Origin of the sequence: Microcoleus sp. N9_B4, assembly GCF_036701635.1 — a bacterium.
GTDB lineage: Bacteria > Cyanobacteriota > Cyanobacteriia > Cyanobacteriales > Microcoleaceae > Microcoleus.
In genome coordinates this window covers 42306-62097 of record NZ_JAUBRC010000041.1, presented here as the reverse complement: position 1 = coordinate 62097, position 19792 = coordinate 42306, and the positions used below count along the sequence as shown (strand labels likewise).

19 protein-coding genes are annotated in these 19792 nt (G+C 47.2%); 14 read left to right on the top strand and 5 right to left on the bottom strand.

The window, feature by feature from the left end:
- Nucleotides 1-4186 (bottom strand): cadherin-like domain-containing protein (locus tag QUA43_RS23625; protein ID WP_333376927.1); only part of this gene is annotated, 4186 nt, incomplete at its 3' end.
- Between the two features lie 1416 nt (nucleotides 4187-5602).
- Between QUA43_RS23625 and QUA43_RS23620 the strand changes: the two genes are divergently transcribed.
- From QUA43_RS23620 to QUA43_RS23600, 5 genes are all read left to right on the top strand, one after another.
- A complete protein-coding gene (locus tag QUA43_RS23620) occupies nucleotides 5603-5857 on the top strand; it encodes a hypothetical protein (RefSeq protein WP_333047282.1) in 255 nt (84 codons plus the stop codon).
- Between the two features lie 4 nt (nucleotides 5858-5861).
- A complete protein-coding gene (locus QUA43_RS23615) occupies nucleotides 5862-7562 on the top strand; it encodes a CHAT domain-containing protein (protein WP_333376925.1) in 1701 nt (566 codons plus the stop codon).
- A gap of 987 nt (nucleotides 7563-8549) precedes the next feature.
- Nucleotides 8550-8738: a hypothetical protein gene (locus QUA43_RS23610; RefSeq protein WP_333376923.1), complete on the top strand. Its 189-nt coding sequence runs from the start codon at nucleotides 8550-8552 to the stop codon at nucleotides 8736-8738.
- A 335-nt stretch (nucleotides 8739-9073) separates the two neighbouring features.
- Nucleotides 9074-9484 carry an AbrB family transcriptional regulator gene (locus tag QUA43_RS23605; protein ID WP_015177612.1) on the top strand — a complete coding sequence of 137 codons (411 nt, stop codon included), beginning with the start codon at nucleotides 9074-9076 and terminating at the stop codon, nucleotides 9482-9484.
- Nucleotides 9485-9598: 114 nt separating this feature from the next.
- Nucleotides 9599-10066 (top strand): regulatory protein RecX, encoded by a 468-nt coding sequence (locus QUA43_RS23600; protein WP_006634375.1) that lies wholly within the window; start codon nucleotides 9599-9601, stop codon nucleotides 10064-10066.
- A gap of 101 nt (nucleotides 10067-10167) precedes the next feature.
- Here QUA43_RS23600 and QUA43_RS23595 read toward each other — a convergent pair whose 3' ends face one another.
- Nucleotides 10168-10683 carry a DUF4385 domain-containing protein gene (locus QUA43_RS23595; protein WP_333376921.1) on the bottom strand — a complete coding sequence of 172 codons (516 nt, stop codon included), beginning with the start codon at nucleotides 10681-10683 and terminating at the stop codon, nucleotides 10168-10170.
- Nucleotides 10680-11105: a DoxX family protein gene (locus tag QUA43_RS23590; protein WP_333376919.1), complete on the bottom strand. Its 426-nt coding sequence runs from the start codon at nucleotides 11103-11105 to the stop codon at nucleotides 10680-10682. The genes QUA43_RS23595 and QUA43_RS23590 overlap by 4 nt, the downstream gene beginning before the upstream one ends.
- 331 nt (nucleotides 11106-11436) lie before the next feature.
- On the opposite strand from QUA43_RS23590, the gene QUA43_RS23585 reads away from it, so the two are divergent.
- The 7 genes from QUA43_RS23585 (at nucleotide 11437) to QUA43_RS23555 (ending at nucleotide 16038) form a co-directional block, all read left to right on the top strand.
- Nucleotides 11437-11619 (top strand): hypothetical protein, encoded by a 183-nt coding sequence (locus QUA43_RS23585; RefSeq protein ID WP_333376917.1) that lies wholly within the window; start codon nucleotides 11437-11439, stop codon nucleotides 11617-11619.
- Between the two features lie 529 nt (nucleotides 11620-12148).
- Nucleotides 12149-12640 carry a DUF4168 domain-containing protein gene (locus QUA43_RS23580; RefSeq protein ID WP_333376915.1) on the top strand — a complete coding sequence of 164 codons (492 nt, stop codon included), beginning with the start codon at nucleotides 12149-12151 and terminating at the stop codon, nucleotides 12638-12640.
- Nucleotides 12641-13068: 428 nt separating this feature from the next.
- Nucleotides 13069-13506 (top strand): urease accessory protein UreE, encoded by a 438-nt coding sequence (ureE, locus tag QUA43_RS23575; RefSeq protein ID WP_333376914.1) that lies wholly within the window; start codon nucleotides 13069-13071, stop codon nucleotides 13504-13506.
- Between the two features lie 144 nt (nucleotides 13507-13650).
- Nucleotides 13651-14364: an urease accessory protein UreF gene (locus QUA43_RS23570; RefSeq protein ID WP_333376912.1), complete on the top strand. Its 714-nt coding sequence runs from the start codon at nucleotides 13651-13653 to the stop codon at nucleotides 14362-14364.
- Nucleotides 14365-14445: 81 nt separating this feature from the next.
- Nucleotides 14446-15042 carry an urease accessory protein UreG gene (ureG, locus tag QUA43_RS23565; protein WP_333376910.1) on the top strand — a complete coding sequence of 199 codons (597 nt, stop codon included), beginning with the start codon at nucleotides 14446-14448 and terminating at the stop codon, nucleotides 15040-15042.
- 149 nt (nucleotides 15043-15191) lie between these two features.
- Nucleotides 15192-15641, top strand: coding sequence for a type II toxin-antitoxin system antitoxin SocA domain-containing protein (locus QUA43_RS23560; RefSeq protein ID WP_333376908.1), 450 nt, complete (start codon nucleotides 15192-15194; stop codon nucleotides 15639-15641).
- Complete coding sequence (locus QUA43_RS23555; protein WP_333376906.1) at nucleotides 15625-16038, top strand: hypothetical protein; 414 nt, start codon at nucleotides 15625-15627, stop codon at nucleotides 16036-16038. Before QUA43_RS23560 ends, QUA43_RS23555 begins: the two co-directional genes overlap by 17 nt.
- A gap of 38 nt (nucleotides 16039-16076) precedes the next feature.
- Here QUA43_RS23555 and murG read toward each other — a convergent pair whose 3' ends face one another.
- A complete protein-coding gene (murG, locus tag QUA43_RS23550; protein WP_333376905.1) occupies nucleotides 16077-17141 on the bottom strand; it encodes an undecaprenyldiphospho-muramoylpentapeptide beta-N-acetylglucosaminyltransferase in 1065 nt (354 codons plus the stop codon).
- 212 nt (nucleotides 17142-17353) lie between these two features.
- On the opposite strand from murG, the gene QUA43_RS23545 reads away from it, so the two are divergent.
- Together QUA43_RS23545 and QUA43_RS23540 are read left to right on the top strand one after the other, a co-directional pair.
- Nucleotides 17354-18280 carry a nuclear transport factor 2 family protein gene (locus QUA43_RS23545; RefSeq protein ID WP_333376903.1) on the top strand — a complete coding sequence of 309 codons (927 nt, stop codon included), beginning with the start codon at nucleotides 17354-17356 and terminating at the stop codon, nucleotides 18278-18280.
- A 254-nt stretch (nucleotides 18281-18534) separates the two neighbouring features.
- Nucleotides 18535-19323 carry an SDR family oxidoreductase gene (locus QUA43_RS23540; protein WP_333376902.1) on the top strand — a complete coding sequence of 263 codons (789 nt, stop codon included), beginning with the start codon at nucleotides 18535-18537 and terminating at the stop codon, nucleotides 19321-19323.
- A gap of 46 nt (nucleotides 19324-19369) precedes the next feature.
- On the opposite strand, the gene QUA43_RS23535 is transcribed toward QUA43_RS23540, so the two are convergent.
- A partial coding sequence (locus tag QUA43_RS23535; RefSeq protein ID WP_333376900.1) for a hypothetical protein occupies nucleotides 19370-19792 on the bottom strand: 423 nt, incomplete at its 5' end.

Below are 19792 nucleotides of genomic sequence, written 5' to 3'. Positions count from 1 at the left end.
CAAACTCAGTACCAGTGACGCTGTTAGCACTCGCATCTCCGGTAAACAAGACAGGAGTGGTGAAGTTGTAACCGCCAACACCAGAACCGAAATTGTTAAAGTCGGTTGGGTAAGTGTTACCAGCAGCAGTTAAATCAACAACGCTACCTGAGTTGGTAGTAGTACCAGAAGATGCGATCGTACCTGTAAATACAAAGTCCGCCGTTCCCAGATTGCTAGCAGCAGTACCCAGATTCGCAATCAAGGTAGAACCGCCCGCTGTCGTACCGTTCGAGTCAAAATACAACACCGTCTCGTTCGACGCATTCGTAAATGCGAAGAAACCAGCAGTTGTAGAATTGCCCAAGGCTGTAGCTTGTGCAGCTTCCAAAGAGGCATAACTGCCGCCTGTGAAAATCACTAACTCTTTGCCAGTAATGTCAGGATTTGAACCGCTAACACCGTCAAAGTTAGTCGTAGTCAAATTGCCGAATTCGCTCGCGGTAAACTGGAATTTGTCTACCCCAACAGTAAAGTCAGTAATCGTATCACCGCCTTCGCCTGCTGCTTTGTAAACAAACAGATCCGCACCAGAACCTCCCGTCAGAACATCTGCACCGCTGCCGCCGCTGAAGATGTCAGCAAACTCAGTACCAGTGACGCTGTTAGCACTCGCATCTCCGGTAAACAAGACAGGAGTGGTGAAGTTGTAACCGCCAGCACCAGAACCGAAATTGTTAAAGTCGGTTGGGTAAGTGTTACCAGCAGCAGTTAAATCAACAATGCTGCCTGAGTTGGTAGTAGTACCACTATCAGGAGATGCGATCGTACCTGTAAATACAAAGTCCGCCGTTCCCAGATTGCTAGCAGCAGTACCCAGATTCGCAATCAAGGTAGAACCGCCCGCTGTCGTACCGTTCGAGTCAAAATACAACACAGTCTCGTTCGACGCATTCGTAAATGCGAAGAAACCAGCAGTTGTAGAATTGCCCAGGGCTTTAGCTTGTGCAGCTTCCAAAGAGGCATAACTGCCACCTGTGAAAATCACTAACTCTTTGCCAGTAATGTCAGGAGAAACCCCGCTAACACCGTCAAAGTTAGTCGTAGTCAAATTGCCGAATTCGCTCGCGGTAAACTGGAATTTGTCTACCCCAACAGTAAAGTCGGAAATTTTATCGCCGCCTTCTTTAGTTGTCCTGTAAACAAACAGATCCGCACCACTGCCACCGCTTATGACATCCAAACCAAGGCCGCCGGTGATAGTATCGTTGCCGTCGCCGCCCTTGAGGCTATCGTTAAAATTGCTGCCGACAATGTTGTCATCGCCTGCTAAACCATCGAAATTAACTGCAGCCGGATAAGTGCCGAAATTCACATTGTCAGCACCAGCAGTACCGACAGGAACATTTAGTGGGGTGCCGGTGAAGACAAAGTTACTGACTTGCAGGCGAATGTTGACTGAGAAACTGGTCACAATTTCAAAGCGCGCCCCAACAGCAAATACCAGTACAGCACGGCCGGTTTCGGCATCTATAAACTGACAGAAAGTAGGCGCGTCTGGGTTGCCACCCAAAGCTGCAAACCGCGCTTGCAAAGACGCGATGCTGGTAACAGTGATATCCAGGCTGAAATCGAGCAAGTTAGCGCTGCCGATCGACCCAACAGCAGAACTAGCAGTAATCTCCAGTCGGGTCAAGCTAGAAACACTGAGATTAGCAAAAGCTGCTGTAGAAAGCTCTAAAACATCGTCATCGACATTAAAGTCAGTAATTAAGTCAGCTTCTGCAACTGTTTGAATCTCTTGGCGGGAAGTCTGGTAAATAAAGCGATCCTTTCCAGCACCCCCACTGAGAGTATTGGTTCCTAGGCCACCTTCGATCTCGTCATCATCATCGCCGCCTTTAATTTTATCGTTGCCCAAGCCTCCTTTTATTTTGTTTTTGCCTTTACCGACTTCGATATCGTCATCGTCATCGCCACTGTCGATATCGTTATCGCCATCGCCGACTTTAATTTTGTCCTTGCCTTTGCCGCTGATGATTTTGTTGTTGCCTTTACCGACTTCGATATCGTCATCGTCATCGCCGCTGTCGATATCGTTATCGCCATCGCCACCTTTAATTTTGTCCTTGCCTTTGCCACCGATGATTTTGTCCTTGCCTTTGCCGGCTGTAATGTCATCGTCACCATCGCCGCCTTCGATGTCGTTATCCAGCGTCGCAGAACCGACAATAACTTGAGCTTCTGTATTGCCAGCAAACTTAAAGACATTTTGCTCGACTTTCAAGCTAAAACGCTGGCCGGTGAGAACGTTTTTGCCGTTGCTAACTTCAAAAGCAAAACTAGCCGCACCGATAAAACCGGTTGCCGCTTTGAAAGTTAACAAGCCTGCGTTAATGTCTGCTTGAGAGAAGGTAAAACCGACTTGTGTTACGGCGACTCCCTTAAAGAATAGTTGCCCGGTTGTAGCAGCGGGTAGCTCGGTTAGCTTGAAGACTATGTTGCTAGGACCTTGCTGGGCATCGACAAAACTCAACAACTCAGAAGTAATAGTTTGCTCGCTGCCACTGGAACCAGCAGTCAAGCTATTATTAGTTTCCACTCGCGGAGGGTTAAAAATCGGGTTCGGAGTTGGAGTTGGAGTTGGAGTTGGAGTTGGAGTTGAACCACTAACTCCTAAAAAGTCGCCAGCATCGATCAGCGTTGCGTTGACATTCAACAATAGCGCCAGCGCGAAGTTATTGACCCGAATTTCGGTATTGCCACCGACTTGTATAAAGGTCAAGCTGCTAAAGTTCAAGTCGGCAAACAGCAGAAACTTGTCTTTGCCGTCTTCGTAGTCAGTGATGACTGCACTTGCCCCAGAGGTACTGTTACTCATGCCATAAACGTCATCTCCAGCACCGCCGACACAGGTATGGTTGCCACTACCGCCCATCAGCGTATCGTTGCCGTCGCCGCCCATCAGCGTATCGTCGCCGTCGCCGCCGCCCATCACGCTGTCGTCGCCCTCGCCGCCGTCGGCCATGTCATTGCCGTTGCCAGTCACGAGGGTATCGTCGCCGCCACCGCCCATTACGGTATCGTCGCCGTCACCACCACTAACGCTGTCGTCGCCGTCGTCGCCACTGCAAACGTCGCTGCCGCCACCGCCGATCACGGTATCGTCGCCGATGCCGCCGCTAACGCTGTCGTCGCCGTCGTCACCTGCACAGTTGTCGCTGCCGGCACCGCCGATCACGGTATCGTCGCCGATGCCACCGCTAACGCTGTCGTCGCCGTCGTCACCTGCACAGTTGTCGCTGCCGGCACCGCCGATCACGGTATCGTCGCCGATGCCACCGCTAACGCTGTCGTCGCCGTCGTCACCTGCACAGTTGTCGCTGCCTACACCGCCGCTAACGGTATCGTTATCTTTTCCGCCGTTAAGGGTATCGTTGCCTGTGCCGCCGCTAACGTTGTCCTTGCCTGTGTCGCCCCTGACGGCATCATTGCCTTCGCCGCCCTCACAATCGTCGTCGCCTTTGCCGCCATAGACGGTATCGTTGCCGGCGCCGCCGTCAACGTCATCATCTCCTTCGTTGCCGTGGGCCCAGTCATCGCCGTCATCGCCTTCGCAGATGTCGTTGCCGCTGCCGCCCATGACGGTATCGTTGTCTTTACCGCCGTTAAGGGTGTCGTTGCCTTTGCCGCCCATGACGGTATCGTTGCCCAGATCGCCCCTTACTTCATCGTCGTCATCGCCGCCCTCGCAATCGTCGTCATCTTTGCCGCCGTAGATTTTATTTTTTTTGCCACGGTTTCCTTTGATTTTGTCCTTGCCTTTTTTGCCGTATATCTCATCCTGCTCGCCGGTGGCGACCATTAAGTCATCGCCATCGGTACCGACGAGGGTTCGGCGGCGATCGATGCCACTGCCATCATCTAAGTCATCTATGTCGCCCACACCTTCTTCTAGTACACCGTTAGATTCCGCAATTTGGCTGTCATCAGGAGCAGCTTCTTCCAGTACGCCGCTAGACGGATCTGGAAATTTGTCCTTAAGGCCGTCAGTGTTTTCGGTGAGCGCTATCTGAATTAACTCGGCTAAATCCTCATCGGAAATTGCAGAGCTGTTGTTGCCTAAATCCCCGACAGGATTTTGTGTTTCATCTTGAGCGGGAAAAAGTGTTCCCGGTCCTTCTTCTAACAACATTTCTGGTTCCATCGTTGATATTTCCCAAAAAAAGGTAAGCTTCTTAGAATCAATTTATCAGCAAACAGGAGCGGCAGAAGATTTTTTTTAACTTCATGCTTGCGCCTGCTAGAGGAGCTGGTTTCCTCATCTTTACTATTATGGATGCCACTTAAACCGCAAGGTTTTTTCCGCTCTTTTGCGAGTTTTATATTCTGCAATTGCGTATCAAAATTAATAGATCCGCAACCTACACTGTAAGTGCTGCGCCGAAGCTCCGAGCATTTAAGATGTTCTCGGTATTTTCTACAGTAAGCTGCGCCGAAGGGCGGCTGATTGTAGATTTTCTACGTAATTTCTACAGTGGATTAGCTGAATTTAAACTCCCAACTGACAACTCCCAAATAACTACCCAAAACCTGTATCCCCCAAATTTTACCCTTGCTTTTTTTCCGATCTCGGCTGGATGTATTGAAGTTTTGTAACACTCCCAGCTTTGACAAATCCTTCCCTGACTTAGGATTTGAATCTCTTGACTAAAGGACTGCACGCTTCTAATTTTAGTTCCCGATGAGTAATTAGAAATTTAGATAATTCGCCCGGGCAAATATTTGTTCTAATTTTTAATTGCACAATTTTCTATCGATTCGAGGAAAAGTCGCGAACTGAAAAAAAGTTTTTTTTCGGATCAATACTAAGAGTTCTGCCAAAAGATATCTATCTTAAGACTGATTGCAAAATTTATTAAAAAACAGTAGAAGCGAAGAATTCGTTTTTGGTGATAGTTGCAAGCTCGATCGGCATTTTGAGCGGGAACGACCGACGGCGAGGCTGCGAAACCCTATTGTTTTGTAGAGGTTTCCCTACAAAATCCAATAATTCTCCGAGAAACCGGTCTGATGAGGCTTCATCCTCTAGATGCCAAAAATGATGGTTGCTTGAGAGTACCGGAATAATTTGATTGCCTTTGTATTGTTGAGAGTTCTTGGCTGCTTACGTTTATTTTTGCTGCTTAACTTTAACTAGATTAAGAGAGTTAAATTAAAAGTTTTATATACCATGAAAGGGGTAAATTAGCAATAATTTGTTAGCAATTATCGATGGTCAACTATCGATTACCGATCGCCACTGAGGTCTTAAGGATGAGGGCGGAGGGCTTACGGATGAGAATCCAGGGCTGACCAATTAATTAATTGACACAAAATCAAGATTACCCATGGGGGGTTGGTGGTAGAGGATAAGCGGTAAAGACCGATCGACCGATCGCAAAAAAAAAAAAAATACTCAACTTTGCCTGCGATATTGCCCTGAAACCGGTTGGCGACAGCCGAAGTAATTTTAATAAGAACGAGAGATCCGCCTGGTAAAGTGCCTCCAATTTAACTTTACTCAGCAATGAGAAACTCAAGTTCACGACAAATCTAAAGGGGTCTGCGGTAGAGGTGCAAAATGTTAAAGATAGCAAGATTGGAGAAAATTCGGCTTTCACCGAGCCACAGGGCAATCAAAACTAATAAACTGTTATTAAAGTACAACTTTTATATCCTCAAAGTGTTTGAACAAATATATATGACGCCAGCGATCGCCCGATCGGGGGAAGCGCATTCAGAAACTTTGATTAAAAGAGTAAAAAATATGTTGCCGAGTGCTATTGCTAGCCACAAAAACGCAGGCAAATTCAGAATTAAGGCGGGAGGGCGCTAAATCCGTGAGCCAGGAATTTCAACTCTCAGTCACCCCTGTTGGGGACGACGAATATCTAGTGCGGACAGAAAGGGTTGCACCCGGTGTACCCTTAGCCGAACAACAAGTCCGCTGGCCGATCGACGAATGGCTTGCACTGTCTGCCCAACTGATGAACGACCCGCTGGTGGGCTTGCTCCAGGGAAAAGCAGTACAGGGAAACAGTTTTGCTGGTCGCGGCCTCTCCCGTTCGGGAAACAACTCAGCGCCGAATTTAGTAGCCCTGGGGCAACAATTATACAGCGGGCTGTTTCAAGGAAACTTGCGCGATAGCTGGACTTGCGCTCAAGGCATTGCCCAGCACCGCCGAGAAGTGCTGCAACTGCGACTCGGACTCAAAGGCCGACGCTTGCCACGGCTGCCGTGGGAAGTTCTGCACGCCGGCGATCGCCCTTTGGCAACCGGCACCGATGTCGTGTTTTCTCGCTACCAACCAGGTACAAGTTTGTTCAAACAAACCCGGATACTGCCTAGTGGCGGGCCACTAAAAATTTTAATGGCGATCGCCTCTCCGAGCGATCGAGACAGCTTGCAGCTCAAGCGAGAAGTGCTCCACCTGCAACAAGAACTCCAAAACCGCACCGCTAATCCTCTCAAAAACAGCCCCCATTCCCCGGAAATTCAACTGACTATTCTCGAACAGCCCGATCGAGAACAACTTACCCAAGCCCTAGAACAAGGACACTACCAAGTCCTACACTACGCAGGCCACAGCAACTTAGGTTCCAGAGGTGGCGAACTCTACCTAGTCAGCAGCCGCACCGGCTTAACCGAAACCCTCAGTGGCGACGACTTAGCTGGACTGCTCGTTAATAACGGTATTCAGATGGCCGTGTTCAACTCCTGCCGCGGCGCCTACGGCGACCCCTCAGACCTCGCGGACGACAGCCCGGAACGGAACTTAACCGAAGCTCTCGTGAAGCGGGGCATTCCGGCAGTGCTAGCAATGGCAGAAAGCATCCCCGACGATGTAGCCCTAACTCTGACGCGGTTGTTTTACCGCAACCTCAATCAAGGCTATCCAGTCGATCTCAGCCTGAGCCGGGCCAGAGCTGGGCTAATTTCTGCCTACGGTTCTCACCAGCTATACTGGGCTTTGCCCATTCTCTACCAGCACCCGGACTTTGACGGCTATTTGACCGGCGCGCCAGCCCACAGTGCGACATCAGGTTCTATGGTGCACATAATCGCGCCGGGAACGCAACCGGTGCTCGCGGGTACAGAATGGAAGGCCCCGTCTTCGGTTTCGGCGATCGCCCAATATCCCCCAATCCCAGCCAATCGATCGCATGACTCAGACAGTTCTGACGGCGAAGTCTGGGAATACTTTCCCGACCAATTAAAAGATCGCAGGGATTGGGTTCACCAGAACGATCGAGCCGATGCTACTAATTCACCGAACTCACCGACGGCTTCGCCGTCCTCTATTCCTAATTCTGAGTGTTCAGTGATCCAAGCAACTCGCGCCGCTGCACCGACTCAAAAATCGTTAAAAAAACCGGGGTTGAAAAAATCTGTGGCCCTGATGCTTTGCTTGTTGCCCCTTGCTTTGAGTGCTGGCTTTTTTGGGTGGCGGTACTCGAACCAGCGAGGCACGAAACCAGAAAAGTTACTGCCGGCGGTACGGACTCCCCTGTCGCAAAATTACCTGCAACAACGCCACTAACAGCGATCGCCCACTGCCATGCTGAATTTAGACCCTCTTGGCCTGGCTCCAAACTGGGTGGGGTTTTTGCTGGCCATTCGCGATCGGCTGCCGCTGGCAAAGTGATCGCAAGTATACTGCTCGATCGAATCTCGGACTTACGTTCATCAAGCCGGTTTTTACCGAAAATAAGGAGCAGCGCAACCCAGCATCGAGGAAGAAACCGGGTTTCTCGTCGAGAAAGTAAGTCCGGGACTGCTTAATATAGAATTCGTCAGTCGATTTGAGATTTTAGACTTCGGCTTGAACCCTGAGTCGAAGGATTTGAGATTGTAGATTTACTCCACAGATAAATCTGGAAACTGGAACAAAACTATAAAATTTTGATCTCTCCACGACAGGAGTCGGTGGCTTGTATGCGTTTTTGAGCGGGCTGATTCGGCAGCAGGAGCATTCGTCATTCGGCACAAGACAATAAAAGCCAGAGTTGCAACCATTAAGAACGTCCTCACCGTCAGCGCGCTTGCTATATTTCACAATAATTAATTATGGAAGCGGCTGTGAGTTTGACGCGCCCCTCCAGTTGGTGCATAAATTTTGAGACTATGGCAGTTTACAGGCCACGAGTCGAAACCAATACATTTCCATCGAAACTCCATGCCGGGAACCGCTGCTAATTTGTAGTGCATCAAACATTTAAGCTGTTGTGCATTTAACTGGGTCTTTTTCAATTCCCCTGTGGAAATAACCTCAAATTCTCTGGCTTGGGGCCGGAGGAGGAAGATTTTCCCGAGTTCCCCCTAGAAATCTACTGATTCCTGGCGAAGTGTTAAGAGTCGCGAAGCAATCTCGCCCGATCAAAACTATTCCCCTCTTAGTGGCTGCCCGATGTTTCTGCCGCCGCGCCCATTGAGTCTGGTTTTAGCTTAAACTCGTTCAACGAAGAGGTGAAATTTCCTTCAATTTTTACCGGATTGTCTTCCCCAGACTGCGTTCTGTGCAAGTTATATGCCCAACACCTTAATAGAAGATTGCTCGTTGGGATTTGGGGTTTTGAGGGGATTTCCAGCCCGAAAAATAGAATTTACAAGTAGCTGGCAGTCACATCGAGAACAAGTGCTGCCTCGTCTTGTTGAGGTAAAAGTTAACCCCGCGCCGGTAAATGCTGGCGGCAGATTTGCAGCGGCCGCGGTCTAGGTATTTCGATTCATGGCTGTCTTGTTTTTACCTTGACCGCAGACTCGATCGGGGATTGGTGAATGCAGGGAACAGACTTTAGTGTAAAAAAGTAAAGCATTTAATTTGCGACAATAATTCCCCGCGCGATCGCAAGAGAGGCTTACGCAAGCATTTGGGCCACAAGCAGCAAATTGATCGCCCTTCGAGCATCCTTACTTGCACCCCCGGTCTTGAGGCCGCAGAAATTTCTCCAGAATCTTAATATTCAGAATTCTTAGTATTGACAGTGAAACAAAGTTAATCTAATGTGTTGTAATTGATATAAGTAAAGTCCAATAAGCGAGGTACGGTCAATGGCAGAAACAGCTACAGCACCCTTAACAGGAAAAGGTCTGCTTCAAAAAATCAAAGGCAGTGATTTGCCACGCAGAGAACTTGCGAAGCTTTGCGGCTACTTCACTGTCAGCAAAAGTGGAGAAACCCGGATTAATCTGGCTGAGTTTTACGATGCAGTGTTAGCTGCTAAGGGCATTGAGCTAGAGAAGTCGAAAGCAGACGGACGCGGGCGAGAAGCGAGTTATCGAGCTAGCGTTCACAAGAATGGTTCGATCGTGATCGGGGCAAATTATACCCAAGAAATGGGATTAAAGCCGGGAGACGAGTTTGAAATTAAGCTCGGATACAAGCACATTCGCTTGATTCAGATCGATGTGGACAGACCGGATGTGGAATTGGATGATGAAGAGGAGGATACAGAAGAATAAAGGCGATTCCCTGCGGGATAGCTTCGCTTCACGCGATGCAGTCAGCCGATAGCAAGGCGACTGAATTTGGCATTCGCTACACGAGTATTTGCGCGCCACCCTTCGATTTAACTGATGAGCTGTCTTGACTATTTCTATTTTCTCTTGTCCCGCAAAGACTACAGTGCCTCTGAACTTCGCAAAAAGGGGCAAGAGAAAGGTTTTGGCAATGAGGAAATATTGGAGGCGATCGCGCAAATTCAAGACCGCGGCTATCAGTCCGACACTCGCTTGGTGGCAAACTCGATCGCCTCTGCAGCAGGCAAATACGGGAAGTCTGCCATCAAGCGCAAGTGCCTGCAAAAAGGAATTACCAACGATTTGTTCGAGCAAGTCTGGGAAGAAGAAATTGCCGAAAATCAGGACTCCGAAGCAGAAAAACTGGCCGAATTAAAAGCCAAAGTCATGCGGAAATACAAGATCGATACTTGGGGTAAAGCCGATCCGAAAACCAAGGGCAAAGTCTTGAATTACCTGCAATACAGGGGCTTTAATGCCTTTGAAATTTGGCGACAGTGGCAAACAGAAGAAGATGACGAGTAAATAGTAGGGCCAAGCAAATAGATGCGGCCCCGATAGGCAAGCACAACTGCACTGCTGCCGACGGGGCTAAAGTGTAAGTTCTGAGTTTTTCTTAATGTATGTCAATCCTCAGCGTTGACTAAATAAGATTCGTACATCTGCCGGTGTCTGGCTAAAAGCTCGAGATATTTCTCGTTGATTTTGGCCAGCATCCATTTTTCGTGAAAAATGGCGGCGGATTCTGCTTTCACCGGATCTACTTCTAGCGGCAAAATATCTTTTCGAGCTGCGGTTTGCTCTGCAACAGACTTCAGCTTCTGAGGGTTTTGCTGGTATTTTCGACCACTTTTGTGGTTGGCGTAGCGACGCGATCGAGTATACCCCATCTGCAAGAACTTGCGAGCCATGTCGGCTCCCACAAAATCTTCGCGATCGAGATACTCTAAAAATAACGAGTAAATTTTGCTGCTGGACTCCCTGGCAATTTCAGGAGTCTTAAATCTCCAGAAAGGCAGAATTTCTCCTTTGTAGGGCTCCACCAATAGCACTCCTTGTTCTCCTTTCCCCACGCAATAAAGTTCTGGGTGCTGTCGAAAGTCGATGTTCTTAAAATCCGCATGGTAGTCGAACGGCTTCATGGGGCATTTTTTGTCGTATCTGGAATTATAGAAGCCCGTGGTTTACCTTCGTCTGGTTTGGTGTAAATCCAGGCCCAAGCAATCAAAACGGCTTGAAAAGGCAGCCTGAACCAATATAATAATGGGTTGTCGGGAATCCCTTCTATGGGTATGCTGTTGACTGCCTGATTGATATTAGCTGGAAACACGGCAATAAACAAGGCAATTAATCCCCACGCCGCCGCTCTGCTGACTGGCGGAACTAACAGCCCAATTCCGCCCAAAATCTCGAAAAAACCGCTGATATAAACCAAGGCTTCCGGGTAAGGAAGCTGGGGCGGCACAATTCTGATAAAAGGTGCGGGTACTGCAAAGTGCAGCACGCCTACAATACTGATAGCTACTGCGAGAATAACTCGCCAAATTTCTTTTTGACTTTTCATGGGCAATGGGTAATTAATAATTGTTAAATTGCTGCGATAATGCTTGCCAAAATTCGCTATCTGCGATCGAGATGACAAGAAAACTGAGGCCCAAAAATTCCAGCTTTTCGGGTTTGTCTGCTCTTGCTGGTGGCTGTAACGATTTTAATTCGTAGAAAAACCAGGTTTCTGGGTAACTCCCCGACAAGTTTTCACAGCCCCAAACTGGAGGAAGCGAGAACTGGAATCGAAGGCCTGGGCGTTGACTGCCAAAAACAGATAGCGCGCATTTTGATAACAAGATTTTAATGTCTAGTGCCCTGTTCCTGTCTCTATCTTCGGGTAGTAAAATATGATTTTTGTTCCGGCTTTGGCTTGGTCAGCAGCCAAACCAGTGGGGGATTTTCTCGATCGACAAATGCACCACCGCTTAACATTAAATAAATCATCGCCGCAATTGATGAGTGCGATTGCTGCTAAATTTGACCGAAAGCATCCAGGATACAAGCCCCCGGATTCATCCGTAGAGAAATAAAAAACCTGTATCCGATAAAGGAGCCCCCGAATTGATCCGTGGGGTCAATGCTTCAATTCTTTAATCTAAAATCTAAAATCTAAAATCTAAAATCGATTGACCTAGCCTTCCAGGCGCTTCCCTACCCTACCCTACCGGAACCCCTACGGGGAACGCGAACCCTGGCGGGAAGATAGCTTTGCTAGCCCGTACCTTGATGAGACTAATTAAGGCGAGTAATTTGTCAAGAACTTTTAGAATTATTTAATATTTGCGCTTTGAGAATTATTGCCAGAGGGAATTCGGGAACGCTCTGTAATTAAAATTACTATCTAAAGTTTGAATTTTGTCAACTTCCGACCGATGTTATAATGAATGAAATTATTGAATTTGCTAAAAAGTCGATCGTCGTAGCAACTCCCCAACCCTTCTGCTGGAATTCAAAATAGTCACCAACGGCAGGAACTTTTTACCCACCACATTATTCAAAAAGATTGAGCCTCCAAGCGCTGTGTCATTTTTATCTACACGCAAGCAATCACCGACGACCATGAACACCTCACTTAACACCTCTAAATTAAGCCTAAACCGGATACTGCGGCAATCCTTGTTTGCAGGCATCATTTCCACCGCAGCTTTGGCTAGTGGATGGGTTCCCGGTTTGTACGGACAATCCCCAAACCTCGTTTTTGGAGCAGCAGCCCAAGCTCAAGAAATTAGCAGCGAAGAAATTACTAGCTACGCTCGTGCTGTGTTGGCCATAGAACCCAGACGGGTGGAAGCTTATAACGAAATTAAAGGAATGGCTGGGGGCTCGGTTCCCAGAGTAGTCTGCAACGAAACTCAGGAAATCAATAGGTTGTCTGGAGGTGTTCGTGGCATCGCAGTGAATTACTGCCAACAAGCTAAAAAAGTTATCGAAACCAATGGTTTGACAGTTAGTCGCTTCAACCAGCTTACTTTGCTCCAGCAAGCCAATCCGGCAGTCAAACAGCGAATTCAAGCCGAGCTCCTGCGGCTGCAACAAGCGGGCAATCAATAAGCTTGAGGGTTTGAGTCTTTCTTCCTCTCCCGTTCTATGAGACTTCTCCATAAAAGCTGGTTAAGGGCAGGCACGAGGCCTAACCCCTACTCCCCCCAAGAATTATTGGAGATTTCAATTGTTTGAGTTACTAGACGGTATGCAAATATTTTAGAAAAAAGGGCAATCGTCTGCGATAAAGTGCTTGACAAAATAAAAAAATTTGGTATTGAAGCCAGAACGGGAGCGGTTCAGAGAGATGAATATTTTTCAACTTGCTGTAAATCGGAATGAGATATAGCTAGCGCCAAGACGATTAAGAAGTTTTTAATTGCTGAAACAGAAGCTGAAGATTACAACTTCGGTCTTCCTTATTTCTTCGGCTATAAAAAAGATATTCCTCAAAAACTAGATGTAAAGTGAATTGCTCTGAGGAATAGAATAGAAAAATGCTAACATTCACAAAACATTTACCAGCAAATCCCGATGCTGTTGTCAGCTTTACTTTACCGATGACAGCCGACGATCGCACTCGCAGCCGCCACCGATTCCAGACAGAGACGGGGGAAAAGCTGCACCTGAGTTTGCCCAGAGGTACGGTACTGCGCGATCGAGATTTATTGCAGTCGGAAGACGGTAGCTGTTTGGTACTGGTAAGTGCAAAACCTGAACTGGTGCTGACAGCCCGGGCATCAAGTCCGCTGCTACTGATGCGGGCGGCTTATCATTTAGGCAACCGTCACGTAGCTTTAGAAGTTGCCGATAATTATTTAAGGCTTTCTCCCGACTCTGTGTTGCAGGGAATGCTCGAAAAAATGGGTTTGGAAGTAACAGAGGAAATTGTGCCGTTTCAGCCGGAAATGGGCGCTTATGGACACAGCCATTAGATTTTAGATTTTAGATTTTAGATTTACTCCCACCGTTGAATCCGAGGGCTTATGACTAAATTGCTTTCGGCCATTCAAGAAGCAAGAAGTCAACAGTGAACAGTCAACAGTCAACAGTCAACAGTCAACAGTGAACAATCAACAGTGAACAATCAACTTTTATCTTTGTTGCAGTTAGCTTTTGCACCTGTGGGAGCTTATAGTTATTCTGAGGGAATCGAAAGTCTGGTAGAAACCGGTGCGATCGACAGCGAGATTACTTTGAGGAATTGGTTAGAAAATTCGCTGCAATTCGGGGCTGTTCGAGTAGAAGCCGCTGTGGTGGTAAGGGCTTTGAGGGCGGCACAGATAGGGGATTTGACAGCTTTGAATTACTGGAATGCTTGGGCGACTGCTACTAAGGAAACAGAAGAATTGCGCTTGCAAAGTTGGCAAATGGGGCGGACTTTGATCAGGTTGCTGCTGGATTTGCGTGAAGCGAAGCTATCCCGCAGGGAATCGCCCGTTGCTTCTGGGTTAACAACAAGTGTAAAAGATTTGGTGGAATTTGGCGGCAACCCGTGCAATTTTGCGATCGGCTTTGGGATTGCCGCCGCCAACTGGCAGATTGAAGAGGAAGCCGCCGTGTTAGGATATTTGTACAGTTGGGCTGCCAATTTGGCGAGTGCGGGCGTGAAACTGATTCCCCTCGGTCAAACAGCCGGTCAACAGTTACTGTTAGATTTGCAGTCTCAAATTAGCTGTACGGCGCAAGAAGTTTTAAAATTAGAAGATGATGACCTTGGCAGTTGCAGTTGGGGATTAGGACTGGCTAGCATGGCGCACGAAACTCAGTACACTCGGTTGTTTCGCAGTTAAAAATCCTTCAATCCCAAATTCCTCAATCCCAAATCCCAAATCAGAAAATCTAAAATCTAAAATCTAAAATCTAAAATCGCTATGGGTGCTTTTCGTGTAGGAATTGCTGGGCCAGTTGGTTCGGGGAAAACAGCTTTACTGGATGCTTTGTGCAAGGCGCTGCGACAGCAATACCAAATTGCGGTTGTTACTAATGATATCTATACTCAGGAAGATGCCCAGTTTTTGGTTCGGAGTCAAGCTTTGGAGAGCGATCGAATTTTGGGCGTAGAAACGGGAGGCTGTCCCCACACAGCCATCCGCGAAGATGCTTCCATTAACTTAGTAGCGATAGAAGAGTTAGAACAAAAATTCACTGATTTAGATTTAGTATTTGTCGAAAGCGGTGGCGATAACTTGGCGGCAACATTTAGCCCCGAGTTAGTAGATTTAACAATTTACGTAATCGATGTCGCTGCAGGCGATAAAATTCCGCGCAAAGGCGGGCCAGGAATTACTAAATCAGATTTATTAGTGATTAATAAAATAGACCTCGCCTCTTTCGTGGGAGCAGATTTAGGCGTGATGGAACGGGACGCTAAAAAAATGCGAGGGGAGAAGCCTTTTGTGTTTACTAACCTGAAGACAAAGGAAGGCTTAGAATCGGTAGTTAATTTTGTTAAATTGAATAGGGCATAGATTGAGAAAATATAGTATAATGTAAATAAAGTGACACGGCTCGCAATTCCCCGTGAAAACGTCTCCAGACAAGTATAGTCTGCTTGAGTCGCGGGAGTGTCAAAAAAATCTCGTTCTAGTTTTGCCGTTTAATGACTACCAAGTAAGTTATGCTCAGTTGTTATAATGCAGCCGAATACTTTTTGGCTCAGGCAAGTGAAGATGCTGGCGATCTGATATCTAATCTCAAGCTTCAGAAATTGGTTTACTATGCTCAAGGCTTTCATTTAGCTTTGTACGATGAACCGCTATTTTCTGAACCCATAGAAGCATGGACTCACGGGCCCGTTGTTCCTGATTTGTACCGTCACTATAAAAAGTATGGTACTGGTGCAATTCCATGTCCAGAATATATAAACTTTTCGATTTACGACGAAAAAACTAAGAGCCTGCTTGATGAAGTTTACTCTGTGTTTGGGCAGTTTGCTGCATGGAAGTTAAGGAACATGACACACGAAGAATATCCCTGGAAACTTGCTGCTCAAAATAGCGGAAAAATTACTCATCAATCCCTGAAAAAATACTTCAAGACTCAACTCAATTGTGAAGAAGCATCTTAAGGCAAATCAACGCCAAGAAAAAGGGAAAAGGATTTCACCTAGAGAAATTGTTGATTTACCGCCAGAGCAGGAGTCACCTCTATTTTCTTTGCGATACATGAATAAAGATTACTCTCTTTCTCAATGCACAAAAGATGAAAAGGCTGCTTTTGCAGATACGCTCTACAAATTAAATCAGCTTACCTGGAGTGAGATTAATGCTTGTCCCCGTCACGGATTGGGCTACGAGAAGATAGCCCGGAGTTCCATTAGAGCAGCTATTCCCAGCCATCTTAAGGATGATGTAAATTTTATTGCTTTTCGGTTTTGCGGGAAGGCTCCGATGGTTGGTTATCGGGATGGGGCTGTGTTTTATGTTATCTGGTTGGACAGGGGTTTTACGCTTTACCCTCATTAAAGAGAACTCGTTAAATTAGTGGCGGTGTCCAATTTTCGCTACCGCACCAGCAATTCCCTGACCAAGTTTGCCAAACGTTCTGTACTGTCTCTCACTGCTAATTGAGAAGCTGCTTGAGACATTTTTGCCAAATATTCGGAATCTCTTAACAAATACAACACTTTGCTTTGCAACACATCTGCTGTCAGTTCGCTTTGACGGAATACCACGGCGGCGCCGGCTTTAGCAAATACTTCCGCATTAAATCTTTGGTGGTCGTCAGCGGCGTGAGGAAAAGGAATTAAAATAGAAGGTACTCCCGTCACTGCTAATTCTGTCAGAGCACTTGCGCCCGATCGACTAATTGCTAAATTTGCTCGCTGCAATAAGCTCGCCACATTGTCGTAAAATGGCATTGACAAATATTGCTCGTGTTTCAAACTCTCAGCATCCGGGTCATTATTTCCGGTGAGGTGAACCACCCAAGCACCGGCATCAAACCAAGCCGGAGCACACTCGCGCACTAACTTATTGACTGCGACAGCACCTTGAGAGCCGCCCATGACTAAAATTACAGGTACACTGTCAGGAATTGGCAAATTTAGAGGTTGGCGAGTCAGAAATTGCGATCGCACGGGCGTACCAGCAACCACCGTTTTGGCGCGGGGTAAATGCTGGGCTGCTGCTTCAAATCCGATCGCCACAGCAGTACACAAAGGACTAAACCAGCGCGTCACCTTCCCTGGAATGGCATTAGATTCGTGGAGAATCACCGGCAAACCCAAAGAACGAGCCGCTAGAATTGCAGGTGCTGCGATGTAACCGCCGGTAGTAAAAACTCCCTGAAAATTTCCCGCTTTGAGCAACTTCCGCACCTGAAGGATCGAGCCGGCGAGTCCGCCCAAAATTCGCAATGTACCGAGTCCAAATCCCTGCTGAAAGCCTTCAACGGCGATCGTGTGGAGGGGGTAAAGGGATGAAACTAACTGAGTTTCCATGCGGTCTGGGACTCCCAGCCATTCGATCTGACAGTCGTTCAACTGCCCAGCGGTGGCGATCGCAGGAAATAAATGTCCACCAGTGCCACTAGCTGCAACCAACAACCGGAGGGGGGCTTTTGTCAAGGTATTTGTTTCTTTTATAACTTCCACAGGTCGAGCGATTTTATATTGGAGGTTTTAGATTATTATGCTTATTATTCCGGCAGTTTCAGCCAATATTCAATCAGCAATCTAAAATTAGATTGTGCCGTGTCCGTCCTTCCGTTGTCAGTTTTCGTTGCAGGCGAACAGTTGCCTGGGCCACGACTCCTGACAGATAACCAAATTATCACCTAATGCGTAATTTTTTGAATTTAGTGCCAAGTGTATCTCAGTATTTTTCCAGCCGTCGGGAAGAAAAAGCCGATCCTCTTCGAGGGCTGCGCCAACGGGCGATCGTTTTTGGCTTTAACTGCGGGCAGTCGATCGCTCAAATGTTGTTATGTTTAACAGTGGTAAGTGCTGGCGTGCTGCATCAAGGTGCGGCAAGAGCGATCGGTGCGATCGCGGCGACTCCCCAAACGATCGCCCAAACCCCTGCAAACGCGCCTGCCCCACTCACAAAAGTGCTAACAGAAATTGACGCAGCAGCCAACCGACGCGATGTCAAAGCAGTCATGGCATTTTACAGCCCGAATTTCACTCATTCTGATGGCTTAAACAGCCAAAGCATGGCAAAAGCCCTCACCCAACTCTGGGAGAGATATCCGAGTTTAAATTACCGCACCGAGATCAAATCTTGGAAAACCGAAGGTAGCGCGATTCTCGCAGAAACCATAACTACAATTGCCGGCACTCAAAAAAAGGATGGCAGAGAATTCACTCTCAAAGCTACCATCCGTTCTCAGCAGCGCTTTGAAGGTGAAAAAATAGTTAGTCAAGAGATTTTAGCAGAACAAACTCAGCTTAGTTCTGGCAATAATCCTCCCACAATTCAAGTGAATTTTCCGGATCAAGTTAAGGTGGGCGAAGAGTACCATTTTGATGCCATTGTTAAAGAGCCCATCGGCGATGATATTTTAATAGGGACTGTTTTGGAGGAACCCATTACCGAAAAAACCTTTTTTAATCCCTCAGAAGTCGAGCTGGAGTTGCTAAATTCCGGGGGAATTTTTAAAGTAGGTAAAGCTCCGGCTACGCCAGAAAATCGGTGGGTTTCCGCAGTTTTGATGCGACAAGGTGGAATTGCAACAGTTAGTGTGCGATTGCGGGTTGTCAAGTAATAAAATAGGTGTTATGGGCATGGGGCATGGGGCATGGGGCATGGGTAATGGGTAATGGGTGATTGGTGATTGGTGTAGCGGTTATTAGTCACACGAGGTACATATTTGAAGATAAAAAAATCTCATTAAAGGAATTAAACATCGCTCACTATAGCGATAAAGGCTATAGCAAATAACAACTAACAAATAACAAAACTAACAAATAACCAATGACAACAGTCAACAGTTAACAGCCAACAGTCAACTGACAAAAAATGATTTCTATCCAAAACCAAATTGTTTTCATTACAGGTGCGAGTAGCGGTATCGGAGCAGCCTGTGCCAAGATATTCGCCAAAGGTGGAGCCAAACTAATTTTAGCAGCCCGCCGCCTTGAAAAACTCGATCTACTAGCAAAGGAACTTGTAGAAACAAAATTGATCGCGTCGGCGAACGAGATTTATTTGCTAGAATTGGACGTGCGATCTCGCCCGCAAGTAGAATCGGCGATAGCTGCGCTTCCCGATGCCTGGAAAAACATCGATATTCTGATTAACAATGCGGGATTGAGTCGTGGTTTAGACAAACTGCACGAAGGCAACTTTCAAGATTGGGAAGAAATGATTGATACCAATGTTAAAGGCTTGCTTTACATGACTCGCGCGATCGTGCCTGGAATGGTAAGCCGAGAACGGGGCCACGTAGTGAATATCGGCTCAATAGCAGGCCGCCAAGCTTATCCGAAAGGTAATGTTTATTGCGCTTCCAAAGCAGCAGTGAGAGCTATTTCCGAAGGGTTGAAACAAGACCTTTTGGGAACGCCGGTGCGGGTGACGGAAATAGAGCCTGGTTTGGTGGAAACAGAATTTAGCAATGTCCGGTTTCACGGCGATTCAGAAAAAGCAAAAAATGTCTATCAAGGATTGACACCGCTGACTGCGGACGATGTAGCCGATGTCGTGTATTTTTGCGCGACGCGATCGCCCCACGTCAATATTAGCGAAGTCTTGCTAGTTCCGACAGACCAAGCTAGTGCAACTCTGGTTCACCGAAAAGAGTTGTGAGTTTTTAGTGGTAAGTGTCCGGATTGCGCTCGAATTCTCAGGAAGCTTAATTGGTAGATGCACCCTGATTAATTAACTCCCGACCAATTTTGGCCGGGTTTTTTTTTGCGATCGCACGCCCTCGCCACACCTTCTCCAAAATTCTGCCAAAGTGTCCTGAAAGAGGTGCTGTGAGGCGGGAGGCTAAATTAGTAGATGCACCCTGATTAATTAACTCCCGACCAATTTTGGCCGGGTTTTTTTTTGCGATCGCACGCCCTCGCCACACCTTCTCCAAAATTCTGCCAAACTGTCCTGAAAAAGGTGCTGTAAGGCGGGAGATTAAATTAGTAGATGCACCCTGATTAATTAACTCCCGACCAATTTTGGCCGGGTTTTTTTTGTCGATCGCCCGCCCTCGCCAGAAATTCTCCCAAATTCTGCCAAAGTCTCCTGAAAGAGGTGCTGTGAGACGGGAGATTAAATTAGT

Coding starts and splice junctions, on each gene's coding strand:
- QUA43_RS23605 (WP_015177612.1), top strand. CDS start 9,074: ATGGCAGAAACAGCTACAGCACCCTTAACAGGAAAAGGTCTGCTTCAA.
- QUA43_RS23600 (WP_006634375.1), top strand. CDS start 9,599: ATGAGCTGTCTTGACTATTTCTATTTTCTCTTGTCCCGCAAAGACTAC.
- QUA43_RS23595 (WP_333376921.1), bottom strand. CDS start 10,683: ATGAAGCCGTTCGACTACCATGCGGATTTTAAGAACATCGACTTTCGA.
- QUA43_RS23560 (WP_333376908.1), top strand. CDS start 15,192: ATGCTCAGTTGTTATAATGCAGCCGAATACTTTTTGGCTCAGGCAAGT.
- ureE (WP_333376914.1), top strand. CDS start 13,069: ATGCTAACATTCACAAAACATTTACCAGCAAATCCCGATGCTGTTGTC.
- QUA43_RS23610 (WP_333376923.1), top strand. CDS start 8,550: ATGCCCAACACCTTAATAGAAGATTGCTCGTTGGGATTTGGGGTTTTG.
- QUA43_RS23540 (WP_333376902.1), top strand. CDS start 18,535: ATGATTTCTATCCAAAACCAAATTGTTTTCATTACAGGTGCGAGTAGC.
- QUA43_RS23620 (WP_333047282.1), top strand. CDS start 5,603: ATGTTAAAGATAGCAAGATTGGAGAAAATTCGGCTTTCACCGAGCCAC.
- QUA43_RS23590 (WP_333376919.1), bottom strand. CDS start 11,105: ATGAAAAGTCAAAAAGAAATTTGGCGAGTTATTCTCGCAGTAGCTATC.
- QUA43_RS23580 (WP_333376915.1), top strand. CDS start 12,149: ATGAACACCTCACTTAACACCTCTAAATTAAGCCTAAACCGGATACTG.
- ureG (WP_333376910.1), top strand. CDS start 14,446: ATGGGTGCTTTTCGTGTAGGAATTGCTGGGCCAGTTGGTTCGGGGAAA.
- QUA43_RS23585 (WP_333376917.1), top strand. CDS start 11,437: ATGATTTTTGTTCCGGCTTTGGCTTGGTCAGCAGCCAAACCAGTGGGG.
- QUA43_RS23545 (WP_333376903.1), top strand. CDS start 17,354: ATGCGTAATTTTTTGAATTTAGTGCCAAGTGTATCTCAGTATTTTTCC.